At 42.0% G+C, this 14,706-nt stretch carries 11 protein-coding genes; 8 read left to right on the top strand and 3 right to left on the bottom strand.

All coding sequences use genetic code 11. The annotated features are described in order from the left end of the window. Positions 1 to 57: 57 nt before the first annotated feature. The 3 genes from A3849_RS28845 to A3849_RS28835 are packed head-to-tail and all read right to left on the bottom strand — an operon-like array spanning position 58 to position 3,620. Complete coding sequence (locus A3849_RS28845; RefSeq protein ID WP_074114516.1) at positions 58 to 984, bottom strand: tyrosine-type recombinase/integrase; 927 nt, start codon at positions 982 to 984, stop codon at positions 58 to 60. A gap of 13 nt (positions 985 to 997) precedes the next feature. Then, positions 998 to 2,092: a tyrosine-type recombinase/integrase gene (locus A3849_RS28840; protein WP_074114515.1), complete on the bottom strand. Its 1,095-nt coding sequence runs from the start codon at positions 2,090 to 2,092 to the stop codon at positions 998 to 1,000. A gap of 4 nt (positions 2,093 to 2,096) precedes the next feature. Then, positions 2,097 to 3,620 carry a tyrosine-type recombinase/integrase gene (locus tag A3849_RS28835; RefSeq protein ID WP_074114514.1) on the bottom strand — a complete coding sequence of 508 codons (1,524 nt, stop codon included), beginning with the start codon at positions 3,618 to 3,620 and terminating at the stop codon, positions 2,097 to 2,099. Between the two features lie 62 nt (positions 3,621 to 3,682). Between A3849_RS28835 and A3849_RS33215 the strand changes: the two genes are divergently transcribed. The 8 genes from A3849_RS33215 to A3849_RS28795 all read left to right on the top strand — a co-directional run. Continuing rightward, positions 3,683 to 3,844, top strand: coding sequence for a hypothetical protein (locus tag A3849_RS33215; RefSeq protein WP_218619275.1), 162 nt, complete (start codon positions 3,683 to 3,685; stop codon positions 3,842 to 3,844). Positions 3,845 to 4,277: 433 nt separating this feature from the next. Then, complete coding sequence (locus tag A3849_RS33210; RefSeq protein WP_178382840.1) at positions 4,278 to 4,454, top strand: hypothetical protein; 177 nt, start codon at positions 4,278 to 4,280, stop codon at positions 4,452 to 4,454. Next, a complete protein-coding gene (locus A3849_RS28825; protein ID WP_074114512.1) occupies positions 4,447 to 5,037 on the top strand; it encodes an ATPase in 591 nt (196 codons plus the stop codon). Before A3849_RS33210 ends, A3849_RS28825 begins: the two co-directional genes overlap by 8 nt. Before the next feature lie 221 nt (positions 5,038 to 5,258). Beyond that, a complete protein-coding gene (locus A3849_RS28820) occupies positions 5,259 to 6,209 on the top strand; it encodes a helix-turn-helix transcriptional regulator (protein WP_074114511.1) in 951 nt (316 codons plus the stop codon). A gap of 30 nt (positions 6,210 to 6,239) precedes the next feature. Continuing rightward, entirely contained in the window at positions 6,240 to 6,590 is a 351-nt protein-coding gene (locus A3849_RS28815; protein WP_074114510.1) for a hypothetical protein, read from the top strand. Between the two features lie 94 nt (positions 6,591 to 6,684). Then, the gene (locus tag A3849_RS28810) at positions 6,685 to 9,594 is read left to right on the top strand and encodes a PD-(D/E)XK nuclease family protein (protein ID WP_074114509.1); all 2,910 of its coding nucleotides are present in this window, start codon (positions 6,685 to 6,687) and stop codon (positions 9,592 to 9,594) included. Beyond that, entirely contained in the window at positions 9,587 to 12,832 is a 3,246-nt protein-coding gene (locus A3849_RS28805) for a UvrD-helicase domain-containing protein (protein WP_074114508.1), read from the top strand. The genes A3849_RS28810 and A3849_RS28805 overlap by 8 nt, the downstream gene beginning before the upstream one ends. A 738-nt stretch (positions 12,833 to 13,570) precedes the next feature. Then, a partial coding sequence (locus A3849_RS28795) for a type I restriction-modification system subunit M (RefSeq protein ID WP_074114506.1) occupies positions 13,571 to 14,706 on the top strand: 1,136 nt, incomplete at its 3' end.

The following is a 14,706-nucleotide window of genomic DNA, read 5'->3' as shown; positions in this document are numbered from 1 at the left end:
GCTTGCCAACCACTTTTGGCAAGCCGATTTCTTGTTGCGACTTATTCCCATTTTCACTTATTCCTCATCCAAATATAAACTATCTACAAGTGAAAGATACTCTAGTGTGGTGCCCATAAGTTCATGTCTTAATTGTTGTTGAATAGCCCTCAAATTCGCCCCGCTTTTCAGCATTAGAAACCCTGTGGTTCTTCTAAGATCATGGGGGATTACTTTTCTATTGATTCCAGCCTTCGCACATAGGGATTTAACTATGTCTACCAATTCATTATTCGCAAGCGGACGACCTTTTCGGGAAAACACAAAGTTGCTATTATCGTTTTCGATAGTTTCTTTATATTGATTGAAGTACCCTAGTTCATTGGCTAGGAATTTCGGAATGGCTATCCCTCTAGCATTGGTTTTCTGACCTTTGTTAACAATGACCATGTTATTCTGTAAGTTTATTTGCTCAAAGGTTAGGTGACATAACTCATTATTTCGTAGACCAGTTGTAATCGCAGTCCAGAAGAGCAAGTAATAATATTTTGAGAACGGTTCTTCCAAAAGCGCTGTTCTTAGGACATCTTTACATTCCTCTTCGGATAGGAAGTTGATATTAATATTTCTCTCATAGAACTTGTTTGTAAAATTGGCCATGGGATTGTGATTAATCAAATTAAGTCTTTCTAGGAAACAGAAAAAGCATTTCAGTGAACTTAGCTTATTATAGATCGTTTTGTTCGAGAGGGAGGAATTGGATTCAACCAAGTATCTGATAAACGCGTCAATGAAATGCCTATCAATGGCTTCATAGTCATCGGATTCTAAAAAGTATGTGAATCGTTCAAAATCTAGAGGACCTTCAAATCCATTCAGCAGTAAATAGTCTTGTAGGGAAGTAAGTACTTTTACCGTTGCAAGGTAGGAAGGTTTTTTCAAACCGCAATGTTTGCTCCATGTTTGAAAATAATGTGAGTCAAAAACGATACCGGAATGTGTCATAGGTTGTCTCACCTCAATCAAATAATTTTGAAGTTAATGAACGCGCGAACGGATGCTTTTCAATTGCTTTTAACAGCATGTCATTGAAGAGCTGCAAGTAAATCGTTGTCGTTTTTAATGACTTATGACCAAGTAGTTTTGAAATGCTCACAAGGTCGACGCCCTCTTCTAACGCAAACAGCGCAAAAGAGTGGCGTAAAGAATGAACGGATAGACGCTCTTTTTCTTCTTTACTAATTGTTTGTGCATCAGCAATTAATCCATCTAACATCTTTTGAACAGTGCTATCACTGATAGGTGTGACCCCTTTGTCCACAGAAAAAATGAACAAATCAGTGTATGTAGGATGTTCTTTCAGTGCTCCGTATTTAAAGCTAACATACTTCCTGAGCAATTCTAATGAGGTCGCAGTGATCTTTCGGGGGACCTTCTGAAGCTTATTTCCTTTCACATGAACGGTAATGTTTTGTGTGTCATAAAAAATATCTTTAATTTGCAATTGTGTCAATTCATTAAGACGTATTCCAGAGCCCAGAAAGGTCCATAAAATTACAAAGTTTCTAAAACCATCATTAGTCAATCGAGATAGATTGACTATCTCTTCAATTTGCTCTTTTTTAAATGCCTTTGGAAGATCCTCGTCAAACTCAACTTTAACAATCAAATTTTCTTTAATTTTTTTAATATCAACTTCAAAGAAGCGTGTATATGTAACAGTAAAGAAGTCTCTTAAAAACGAGGCTTTTTTTGACTTTGTATTTTGAACTTTTAAAGGGGCCAAATAATCCAGAAGAACTTTGGGATTATTTTCAAAAGAAAGTAATGAAGGGGGTTCAGGTAATGAACAAATGAACTCAACAAACTGATTTAATTCCGAACGATATGTTTTTTTTGTGCTTGTACTCTTTTTTTGAAACTCTGCACTCTGCAGGTACCACGCTACAGCGTCATCAAAGGATATATCTTGCGGAGGTACCGGCTCTTTGATAACGATGAGATTGCTTTTTTCCAATGCTTGCATCAAATTAGCATGACTATTAGAAGCAGCCAGTTTTTGCAATTCCACCATTAACTCTGCTACAGGAGATTTTCCCTCTTTTTTGAACATGTAATCAACTCCATATGGTATCTATAATCTTCATTGCATCGTCAAGTTCTTGTTCTTTTCTATGCAAATATTTTGAAGTGGTCTCGATTCTGTCATGTCGTGCGAGGCGTTGCACGAGTTGAGGATGAATGTTTTTTCTGCGGCTAAGTGTGGTTATAAAGGTATGTCTGAATAGGTGAAGACCTCCTGGGAAATTCCATCCGGAGATCATGGCATAAAGCTTGTATTTATCGAGCATTTTTCTATATAAGGATTGGTTCTCCTTAAATACAAATTTTTGATTATTCAATCTGGTGGGTAATGCCTCCAAATAATTCTGTAATTTTTGCGGCAAAAATAATGGAACTGGTTTATTGGCTTTACCTTTTCCGCGAATTTTAATGACCTTCGCCTGAAAATTTATATCACACCATTGAAGACGATCAGCTTCGCAAAATCTTAGTCCAAGATGAAGTAAGGCACCGAAAAAAGCTAAGTCAAACTTAGGCTCATCAGAGTAATTAACAATAGCAGTGAAAAATTGTGATATTTGTTCTTCATTAGGTACATCTCGGTACAAGTATCTTTCTGCTTTGATTCCTTCAACAGATCCAATATTCTTTGAAATAACTCTCGTGTGATAAAGATGCTTAAAGAAGGATAATACGCAGTAAAATTTATTGCTGACTGTAATTTCTGTATATTGGCCATTTAAATAACAACGTTTCAAGTGATTTTCATACTCTATTAAATGCTCACGTTGAATGAGCCAGATGGGTATCGTCACAGGTAAGAAATCATTGAAATCGCTGTACACTTTTGTTGCCCAATGTAGAAATAACATGACATCTCGATAAATATCATCGATATAACCCCGGGTGTTCCCTTCAGTCAATAGATGTTTATTGAACTTATCCAGGTAAGGATGCAACCCAATAACAAGCAGTTTACTTTTATTCTTATTTACTATTGCTGGTGCCTTGAGTGCTTTATTAGGAAAATACAATTTAGCTAATTGAACAATGAATGTTTTTTTTCTGGCTGTGTCTACACAGTTCCTACAGTAATGAAGAATGCTTTTTTCGGAAATATTCGAGTCGGATAGCAACCAATCTGTTTTTTTTACTGATATAGAAACTTGTTGTTGGAACTCTAGGGCAACGGCATAGTACATATACAGTTCAATTGGTGGCTTAGATACCTTTATTTGCCTAAGGAAAACTTTAACAGTATCCAATTTGATATTGGCTACAATTTTATGTTCCCAAAGCCAGTTAGAGATACTATTTTTACGAACAAAGTCAACTGATTCATCTTTCAAATCATAAAGAAATAGCGTATCCATAGTGTTCCTCACTTTGCTCTTACTAACGTCCCAAATGGCGTTAGTTATAGGATGCTCATCGTGAGTTTTTTTTATTCCATTTGTAAATTTTTCTGTAGAAGAAGCATTCCACAGAAATAATTCTGTTCCTTTCCACAATTCGTTTTTTGCTACGAAGCTACTGCTCATTAATTCATTAATCACGTTCTTTGAATCTTGATCCATCAGGAAACCTCCTCAATTTGGGCTTGTTCAAATTTCAAAAAGTTATAAACAGAGGTGAGGAAATGGCAATGGTGCAACCCACCAAAATTACAGTGAATTATGGACACAATCATAAAAAAACACTTTGGTCAGCAATCGATCTTTTGAAGGCTAAAGCAAAAGATGAGACTCCTGATACGATAAGGGAAAGAACAAATTCAGTTAACGTTTCAAAACATGTTTAGTTATTGAACTGTGCATTTCGGTTGATTTTGCTTTTGCAAGTGTCTTTATTGCAGATTGAATGTTATGCTGAAAATGATTGCCTTTGATATATGTGATTCGTTTTGGTGTTACAAGCCCCATAAACATTACCTCTTTCAAGAATGCATCAGAAAAACAAAAAAGGGACCCAAAATACCACAGTTACCTGTGGAAATTCGGATCCCTTTCGCCGCATGGCCAGAGACTTATATTCATTAACAGTTGCACTATTAAGAATTCAGCAGAGGAACTTTCCGCATCCCGTTGATACAGGAGAAAATTCTGCCAATCACTGCCTATAATTTAAACTATAAAATAGATAAGGGCTTGATGTCAACTCATTGTTATTCAGGATATGTATAAGTGCAAATATCCATTTTTAATGGTATCCTGAAAGAAATGAGGTGTTCAAATATGGAAGCCAACAATGATTTAATGAAGCTCATTAAGCTTACGGGAGAGCGTGCAAAGCTGGACGCGAAGGCAAATGGAACTTATGTTGTCTACAAAGACAAGACGGGCAAATTAGTGAAAGAACATTCTGATGGAATAAAAGAAATTCTAGCGGAAGGTAAGCCGGGATATGTCTGAACCGAAAGCAACGATGTTTGTTTTTGCGGGTAACAATGGCAGCGGTAAAAGTACAATTCGAAATTTGATCATTGATCGAATAGGAGTCAGTGTCAACATTGATCCAGATGCCTTAGCTCGGCGGATCAATCCGACACATCCTGAAACTGCACGTGTATCAGCTGGGAAAGAAGCCATTCGTTTAGCTCGTGAGTGCATACACAATCACCGGGACTTTTCAGTAGAAACGACCTTGTCCGGGGGATACGCGATTCGCCTCATGAAGGAAGCCAAACTAAATCAGTTTGAAATTACTATGTTTTATGTTGGCCTTGGAGATCCGAATTTGAATATTGAGCGTGTTGCCAGCCGGGTTCGTAACGGGGGACATCATATTCCAACTAAGGACATTTTGCATCGCCATCAATCATCTATGCAGAATCTGCTTGCTCATTTAGATCTACTGAATGACTTAATTGTTATCGATAACAGTTCTTTAGATGGACAGATCGTTCTTGAATCCAATAATGCTAGACTAAAGTATCAACATTCCAAGTTGCCGAATTGGGTTAACCCTATTCAAAATCAGTTGAATCGCATATAACCTGATTCCTACCTGTGTTCATCGCACAGATGGTTCAGGTTTTTTTGTTTTTTATCGACAAACGTACGTTCCCTGACAAACTATAGAACCATTGATTAGGTATACTGGGTAAAAGATCATCCATACATAGAAAATTGAAGGAAATAATTGGATTTTATCGAAGTTATAGTGTGGAAGATTAATTAAAATTGACGCGCATTACCACAGTGAGGAGAATGATCATGGCTGAGAAAATTATACGAATCTTAAATATCATTAATGCGATCCAATCAAATCCTGGTATCTCTGCAGCCGATCTAGCTTTTAAATGTGATGTAGACATACGGACGATTTACCGTGATCTGCGGCTACTGGATACAATTGCTCCGATAACGAATACAGGCAAGGGGACTGGCTACCGCTTTATGGGCAAGTTCTTTATGTATCCTCTTAATTTTTCAGAACAGGAAGCTTTGGTATTCTCTTTGTTACCCTCAATGATGGATGAAGATAAGCTCCCTCCTGGATTCCATACAGCATACGATAAAGTCATGTCCACACACCACAAAGAAAAATCCAAGCAAAATAGTATCATCGAGGACATTACTAATATTATTCAAATGGGTACACCAGCTTACCGAAAAGAAAGCCCCAATTTTCTGCAACCGATTATTCAGGCTATTCTGGAGCAAAAAACGATTGAGACGGTTTACCATACCCAGTATCGGAATGAAACGACTGAGCGCAAAATTGATCCTTATTATCTCGTGCCACGTGATCAGCGCTTCTATTTAATCGGTTTTTGCCATACTAAGCAGGACATTCGGACGTTTCGAATCAGTCGCTTCCTCAAAGTGGATCCTACCGCTGAAACGTTCGACAAGAGTGATTTTAATATCAAAAAGTATCTCAAGAACACGTGGTCAATTGAACAAGGTGAGAAAAATATTACCTTCAAAGTACGCTTTAATGCCGAAGTTGCCCGGTATATTAAGGAGGAAGAGTTGTTTGTCCATCCACGTATGAAGGATTGTAAAGATGGCAGTATGATTTTTGAGGTGACTGTAAATAACGAAAAAGAGTTTATCCGCTGGATTCTGCAGTATGGACCTGCCGCTGAAATATTAGAGCCCGCTTCTGTGCGTGAAACAATAAAAGTTCAGCTGGCTGAGTGGAACGAGATGTATAAATAAAATTCGATTCAAGTGGAGGTGGGACATAGGATGATAATAACTAAAGAGATGATTCAAGCGAGCTATGGTTATGCGAAACAGGTGTTTCATAAACAATTAGATAAGACAACGGCTGTCAATAATCTTTTTCGCCAATTCGGAATGCATCGCGGAAGTGCTGGGGATTATATCGGGGCGTTTTGTGCAATGATGAGTGGTGATAAATATACAAGAACTATTAATACTGAAGCGACTTGGCACTATTTAGAAAATATTAATAAAGACTATGGCCCCGACCAACTTAAGATCGCCCTAAAAGCGGTAAAGAAACACACGGAGTATTATGGAAATTTAGGTCATGGAAAATTGAGAAGTATTGAAAAACTGCTGGAAAGCTTCTGATGATTGGTGTTGATTGAAGTTATATAATGGCTCAGCTAAGCAGGAACTGGTCATAATTACTCGAAATATACAAGGTAGGAAGGATGTGGGTCTCTTGAACCATAATTGGTTTGCGGATTTGTATGAAATATGCAATAACGATCCGTTTCGTAGAAAGGTCCTCCTTGTGGATCATTATGATCAGGGTGAGCAGTGGCTGAGTCGGATAACCAAGGAACACGGGCCTCTTTTAGGTGTGGAAACAGAAACGTTAAGGTCACTCGTTGTGAAGCGGACCAAACCGGAGCTGGTGAAACGAGGGATTCGTCTAGTAAATAGTAAACAGACGTTCTGGGTTGTCCAGAATCTTATGGTTGATATGGCAGAGCGTCAAGATAAATATATAACAGCCGAGATGATTACCCCAGGTATCGTTCAAAGCTTTCACCACACGATTGAGGAACTCCGAGAGGCGGGGTTTTGCGCCTCAGAGCTTACTATCTCTGTTTTTGAACATGAGCAAAAAGGTCTCTACATCATTGAACTGCTCTCTGCATATGAACAATGGCTGGAACAGAATCAATTTACTGATTTTGCAGGTCTGCTTGATTACATACCAGAAATTGATAGATCAGCGGATAACCATCTCTTCATCCATAGAGATATGGAGCGGTTCTCTTCCGTGAAGAAAGAAATGCTGAGACGCATCGCTGGAGATAGACTGCTCATTCTTCCGCAAAATGGAGCTTTCCCGTCATCCCTGCAGAATGGTGATCATTTTACTGTCCAGATGTACCATACCACAGGAGCTTTAGCTGAGATTCGCGAAGCATTCCGACGTATATGCAATACGAGTTCTTCCTTCGATCAAGCAGAGATCGTTGTTTCTAATTATGAGGCTTATTGTTCAACGATATATACGCTCAGTCAAGCTCTCGATATTCCTTGTACATTCTCCCAAGGGCTCCCCGTTACTTATACAAAGATCGGAAAGGCTGCGCTAGTTTATTTTGAATGGCTGGAATGCAACTACGATGTTGAGTGCTTACTTAAGGCTCTTCGGCACGATTATATATCATTTCATCAACTTGGAGAATCTGTGGATCAGGCTGATCTCATTCTTGCTTTACAGCAAAGCGGAATCGGCTGGGAAAGACAACGGTATTCCATATTAGAGGCCGCAAGTAATGCCGAGTTAAAGGGACGACACGCTGAAGCTATCAGGCTGTTAAACCAGGCGTTTAAAGGATTGTTTCAAAAACTGCCTGATTCGCGTCAAGTAATGTGGACTCCTATGGTGATTTTGCACGCATTGATAAATTTTCTTGAAAAGCACACCGTTCCGTCCAGTGAGGCTGACTTCTTCGTTATCACTGAACTAGTTGACCAAGTGAAAATGCTGGAGGTTGTTTCTCCTCGTACTCTGTCCAGCGAGAGAGCGCTGCGCTATGTAAAAGACATGGTAGAGGGTATTCGTTTCTTTGGAAGGGGACCATCTAGCGGAAAGCTGCATATCTCTTCGCTTCAAGATGGCGGCATTTCGGGAAGAACTCAGACGTATATCCTAGGCATGAGTAATGAGGCTTGGTCCTTACAGCTCCGGCAGGATCCTGTATTACTGGATATGGAACGCAGAAGTCTGGAGGGGTTGCTCTTATCTACTGAGCGGACTGAGCATATTATCAGTGAACGTGAGGCCCGATTAGGATTACTGTCAGGACAAGTTACGCTGGGCTATTCCAGCTATGATCCGGCAGAGCAGAAGGAAATCATTCCGGCTTTTGCGTTATTACAAGCTGCTAGAATAGTTATGGACGATCCCCAGATGGATCTGACTGGACTAAGACAGGTACTGGGTAGACCGGTTGGATATATGTCGATTGACCTCAATGGAGAACACTTGTTGGATGGGACGGATCGCTGGCTTGGGCGGTTCCACACTAAGGGGAAGCTGCAAGATGGCCTTTCATCGCTACGTCAATCCTTTCCATTCGCCGCTAAGTTGGAACAAGCAGAGATGCGAATTAACGAGGGAACCCTGTCAGAATATGAGGGAGTGCTCTCTACGGATACCTTTGCGGTTCGTTATTTAAACAATCCTGAGACGTATCTTAGTGTGACTCAGCTCGAACGATATGCGGAATGCCCAAAGAGGTTTTTCTTTTCTCAAGTACTGAAGCTCAGGGCAAAGGAGACTGCTGAATTCGATCGTTCCAAATGGCTGGATGCAGCGAGCAGAGGCAGCTTGCTTCACAGCGTCTTTTACCACTATCTGAAGGAAATGTCCAAAGGTTCTATACATGAGAATAGGCTTAAGCATGATGAACACAGGCTTCAGGAAATCACAGAGCAGGTCATACGTGAGTATGAAGCGAAGGTGCCGCCGCCAACTCCCCATATCTTTCATAAAGAATGCGATTCACTGCGACGTGATGTCGCCATTTTTTATCAGATGGAGCAGAAAACTCAGGGACGGCCACGTTTTTTTGAGCTCGAATTGACATTAGACGGACAACCCATGAGCGTCAGGCTGGATAATGGTATGGTGATCAGAATGAAGGGATATGTGGACAGGGTTGATGAGATCGAGCCACACTTGTACAAAATTTATGATTACAAAACAGGCAGCCCGGCGAAATATGACGAGAATGAGTATTTCTCACAGGGGACACAACTGCAGCATGCGTTGTATGCGGTTGCGGTTGAGCAGTGGCTTAAGCATACCGGTATAGATACGGAGGCACGTGTTGTAGAGTCTGCCTACTACTTTCCAACGGAACGAGGCAAAGGCGATGAGGTATCCCGGGTTCAAAATAAGACGGCTGAGCTTTCGGAGTTAGTGGGACATTTATTAGCTTCGATGGAGTCAGGAACTTTTACCGTAACAACAGAGTTGAAACGATGTTCCTATTGCGATTATGGAGCGGTGTGCAAGAATGAATCAGAACGTACGAAGGCAAAATGGAATTTAGAACCCAATACTCCATTGCTTCACCATATCAAGGAGGTAGAGCGTTTTGGTTGATGATCTGACGGCCAGAGAGCGAATTGCAGAGATACTAGACCGGACATTGATGGTGGAAGCAGGGGCTGGATCGGGGAAGACGACATCACTCGTGGGCCGAATGATTGCTTTGATAGAGTCAGGGAATGCCGTGGCTGAGCAGATTGCTGCCATTACGTTCACTCGAAAAGCAGCAGATGAGCTGAAAAGCAGGTTCAGACTGGAGCTGGAGCGGCAGATCCGTAAGTCGATTGAGCCGCAGAAGGCTCTTCTGCAGCGGGCTTTACAGGAGATCGATCGGTGCTATATTGGCACGATTCATTCTTTTTGCGGCAGACTGCTTAGGGAGAGACCGATTGAGGCAAGACTGGATCCCATGTTCCGTGAGATTGAAGAAGATGAAGCTAGCTTATTGCAGGACCAATGCTGGGATGAGTATCTGGTGAGCTTGATCGAGAACGATCAGGAAGATGCGATGGCGGACCTTGCGTCCTTGCAAGTAAACGTGGAGGATCTGCGCCAGGTATATAAACGGGTATGCGGCTATACCGATGTACACATTGAGACGGTTGTCTCTCCTAGACCTGACTTTGACCTTATTCGCTTATCCTTGCCGCAGATGCTTGAAGAAGCTGGGCGCTACATTCCAACACAGAAGCCGGCACAAGGCTGGGATGCGCTGCAGACAATGGTTCGTGACGGAAAGAGACTGCTTATGCTGCACGGGCTGGATGACGATATGCGTATCTTGCAGCTTGCCCTAATGTTTGAGCGGAAAATCAATGTTACCTTGAATCGATGGACAGACCCTGCAGTGGCAAAAGAATACAAAGTTATATTCCCCGAGTGGCAAAGTCGCGTCTTGTTTCCCTTTCTTGGTGCTTGGCGGGAGCATCTATATCCGCAGTTGATTGATTTTGTCAGTCCGGCTGTTGATTATGGCGCACACAAGCGAAACGAACTAGGCGTTCTGGACTTTCAGGATCTGCTGATGCGGGCAACAGCGTTACTCCGTGAGCATGAGCATGTACGGCGGTTTTTTGCAGCCCGTTATACACGTCTGTTCATAGATGAATTTCAGGACACCGATCCGATTCAGGCAGAACTCATGTTTCTGCTGACAGGTGATGACCCGAGAGAAGCGAATTGGAGACGGATTACACCTAAACCGGGCTCCTTATTTGTTGTTGGAGATCCTAAACAGTCGATCTATCGGTTTCGGCGCGCAGATATTTCTACCTATAATTGGGTCAAAAACAAGATTAGTTCCTGTGGTGAGGTCCTGCAGCTAAGTGCGAACTTTCGCTCAATCCACCAGCTTGGGCAATTCACAAATGATGAATTTAATGCCCGGTTTCCAGAGGCTGAATCTGAACATCAGGCGGCTTTTGTACATATGGATACACGAACGGCTAATCCGGAGAATGGCGTACAGCATGGAGTCTACACAATGACTTATGCCAAAATGGCCGGAGGCCAGGCGGCGATTACCGAAGCAGATGCAGACCGGGCTGCTCGTTATATTGCCTGGGCTTGCAGTGGTCAACTGAAGATTCAGGAGAAGCAGCCGGGAAGTGACGGTGGTTTCCTTGTAAGGGATGCAACCCCGAGTGATTTCCTGGTACTGCTGAAACGAAAAGATTTTCTGCACCTGTACGCTGCAAAGCTGGAGCAGTATGGAGTCCCCTCTGTTACGGCTGGAAGTTCGGCGATTTACGAAGAGATCGATGCGCTTGCTGTGCTGATAAGTTGTCTTAATGACTCTGGAGATCCGGTATCCCTGCTAGCTGTGCTGAAGGGGATGTTATTTAGTTGCAGTGATAATGCACTCTTCCATTATAAGATGCAAGGATTCCAGATAACCTATACTACTTTACCGCACAAGGCAGAGGTCGGGATGATAGCACTGCCAGTATATGAAGCACTGGAACGACTCGCTGAATACGCGGATCTGATCCGGAAAATGCCGGCATTACCTGCACTGTTACATATCATAGAGAATCTAGGGATGATTCCCCTCGCAGCAGTTAGTAAGACCGGCCGGGCGCGTGCCGGCACATTGATTAAACTGCTGCATCTGCTGCACAAGGACAGCCTAGTTGCAGCAAGTTGGCCGGAACTGAGCTCTTATCTGATTCGGGTCGTGAAAGAAGCAAAGCTAGAGTGTGGAGATCTGTTCGCAGGTAAGCAGGATGCTGTTCGCATTATGAACCTACATAAGGCCAAAGGACTTGAGGCACCAGTGGTCCTTCTGGCTTGTCCTTGCGGAGAGTCTGATCATGATGCCGCAGAGCATGTGGACCGGATGGGAGATTCCGCGCGCGGATATTTCAGCATCACGCGGCGGAGAGGATATCAAGAGGATCTGATTGCTCATCCACCAGGGTGGGGAGAACTTGCCGAGCGGGAACGGTTATACATGAATGCGGAGAAGGAACGGCTACTGTATGTCTCCGCTACCCGCGCAAAGCAGCTTATGATCATTAGCCGATATCCGGACAAACCGGCGATCGATCCATGGAGCAGCTTCGATAGTGGGATTCAGGAAGGTAGAGAGCTTGAAGACCCTGAGGTTATGCCTGAGGTGCCTTCGCGTTACGAGGGCGTACATGATGAAACAGCAGATGAGGATAAGGGTCGTCAGTGGCGAAGCCGGCTGGCACAGCCGACGTATCAGACGGCTTCGGTAACGAAACTGGCGAAGTCCGGAGCCGTCCAGCCGCCTAGACCGCTTGCTGGGAGAGGAATGGCGTTCGGCAGTGTGGTTCATCGCTGCATTGAACTACTTGGAACTGGCGCGGAATCCGAGCAGATGGAGCCGCACATCAAGATGATCGCTGAAGAAGAGGGTATGGATGAAGTGCTGATTTCGGACGTGCATAAGATGCTGGAGGAAGTGGTGAATCATCCGCTGTGGCGACGTGCATTGGAGGGGAAGCGGCGGATTCATGAGTTGCCGCTGCGTACGGTGAGGACGAATATGGATCTGGAGAATGAAGCTTCGACAGCAGGATCCACAGCAAAGACGCTATATTTGAAAGGCGTTATTGATTTCCTCTTTGAAGAGGAGGATGGCTGGGTGGTTGTCGATTTTAAGACAGATGTGTATGGAGAGGGGCAGCAGGCGGCGTTTGTGGAATTTTATAAGCCGCAGGTTCGGGCTTATATGGGAGAGTTGGAGAGAGCGTTTGGGATAAAAGTGAAAGAGGCGGGGCTTTATTTTTTGCATGGGAATGAGTACGTCCTACTAGAGAAATAGTATAATAATAATGGAGTGGGAACTTTTTTGTGAGTGACTTTAAGAGTTATCTCTCTATTGGAGGTTATAGAATATGTCATTCAAAAGTAAGGTTGCTAAGACTGCTGCTCGATGATTGGTTTGATTCTCAAGGTAAGGAAGTAGTATATGAAGGAACGCGATATATTCTTGGTGAGGATTATGCTATCTTTGTCTCAGGGAGAGAACATAGTAGCTTGAAGAAACACGAGCATAAAACATCTGCAAATTATAAACCGAGTGAGTTCATGAATTTCGAAGATAAAGTTTTAATGCCGAAAGGCATACATCAATATCATTTTATTATCGCGAGGACATAAGGAACCCCAACACGGGATCCAGATTGGTGTTATCTTATTTCTGTTCCGTATTCTATAGTTACTAAACGGGCACAAATGGCAAGAGACGGCATTGAGAGACCTGAGGATAATATGTATTTTTATTTTGATCAAGAGGGTGGAAGAGGAGGGGAATATGGAATTCGCTACTGGCAGAACTATTCTATCCCTGTTAAATATCAACGGTTCAATCCTAATAAAGAAGAGAGTTGGAATCTAGGAGAAACTAGTTAATAGTAGAGCGCTAGCTGAAATAATCGATGAAAAGACATGAGTTATGAAGTGATTTGGAGACGGATGTCAGGACGGATATTGAAAGCGGATTTTTAAGATTTCCACTATTCAGTATTAAGGTTCAGTAAGAAAAAAAGGAGAGTTTAGAATGGCTACAAAAAAGCAAATAAAACAAACTAGCATCGAAGAAACCCTCTGGGATTCTGCTAACAAATTACGTGGCTCAGTTGAGTCTTCTGAATATAAACACGTTGTATTAGGTCTTATATTTCTTAAATTCGCCAGTGATAAATTTGAAGAACGAAGAGAAGAATTAATATCCGAAGGCAAAGAAAGATACATAGATATGGTAGAGTTCTACACAATGAAAAATGTATTTTACTTGCCCGAGATTTCTCGATGGAGTTTTTTGGTGGAAAATGCAAAACAAGAAGATATTGCTTTGAAAATTGATACTGCACTTTTCACTGTTGAAAAAAACAATCCCTCACTAAAAGGTGCTTTGCCTGATAACTACTATTCACGCTTGGCTCTCGAAGTAAGTAAACTTGCTTCCTTAATTGACACAATCAATAATATTGACACTCTTAAAGACAAGCAGCAAGACATTGTTGGGCGTGTATACGAATATTTTCTTAGTAAGTTTGCATTGGCAGAAGGAAAAGGTAAGGGCGAATTCTACACTCCAAAAAGTATAGTTAATCTTATTGCTGAGCTACTTGAGCCATACAAAGGTAAAATCTATGATCCAGCATGTGGATCGGGTGGAATGTTTGTTCAATCCGTAAAATTTATTGAAGCGCACCACGGAAATAAAAAAGACATTTCTATTTACGGACAAGAATACACTGCAACCACGTATAAACTGGCTAAAATGAACCTTGCTATAAGGGGTATATCTGCTAACCTGGGCGATATGGCTGAGAATACTTTTTTTAAAGACCAACATAAGGATCTGAAAGCTGATTTTATAATGGCAAATCCTCCGTTCAACCAAAAGCAATGGAGGGCAGATGATGAACTTTCAGATGACCCACGTTGGGCTGGTTATGATTTGCCACCCATAGGAAATGCAAACTATGCTTGGATTTTAAATATCGCTTCTAAATTGTCTGAGAATGGTGTAGCTGGTTTTTTGCTGGCGAATGGTGCGCTGAGTGGAGGCGGAGATGAGTATAAAATACGCAGGAAGCTGATCGAAAATAATTTGGTGGAGGCCATATTGGTATTGCCACAAAATATGTTTTATACAACTAATATAAGCGTTACTCTTTGGATATTAAA

Origin of the sequence: Paenibacillus sp. P46E (assembly GCF_001909095.1) — a bacterium.
GTDB classification, from domain to species: Bacteria; Bacillota; Bacilli; order Paenibacillales; family Paenibacillaceae; genus Paenibacillus_AQ; species Paenibacillus_AQ helianthi.
This window is presented reverse-complemented; position numbering and strand designations above follow the sequence as displayed.

Excerpts from the sequence above, each read along its gene's own strand:
- A3849_RS33215 (WP_218619275.1), top strand. The coding sequence starts at position 3,683 with ATGGCAATGGTGCAACCCACCAAAATTACAGTGAATTATGGACACAAT.
- A3849_RS28815 (WP_074114510.1), top strand. The coding sequence starts at position 6,240 with ATGATAATAACTAAAGAGATGATTCAAGCGAGCTATGGTTATGCGAAA.
- A3849_RS28820 (WP_074114511.1), top strand. The coding sequence starts at position 5,259 with ATGGCTGAGAAAATTATACGAATCTTAAATATCATTAATGCGATCCAA.
- A3849_RS28825 (WP_074114512.1), top strand. The coding sequence starts at position 4,447 with ATGTCTGAACCGAAAGCAACGATGTTTGTTTTTGCGGGTAACAATGGC.
- A3849_RS28835 (WP_074114514.1), bottom strand. The coding sequence starts at position 3,620 with ATGGATCAAGATTCAAAGAACGTGATTAATGAATTAATGAGCAGTAGC.
- A3849_RS28845 (WP_074114516.1), bottom strand. The coding sequence starts at position 984 with ATGACACATTCCGGTATCGTTTTTGACTCACATTATTTTCAAACATGG.
- A3849_RS33210 (WP_178382840.1), top strand. The coding sequence starts at position 4,278 with ATGGAAGCCAACAATGATTTAATGAAGCTCATTAAGCTTACGGGAGAG.
- A3849_RS28840 (WP_074114515.1), bottom strand. The coding sequence starts at position 2,092 with ATGTTCAAAAAAGAGGGAAAATCTCCTGTAGCAGAGTTAATGGTGGAA.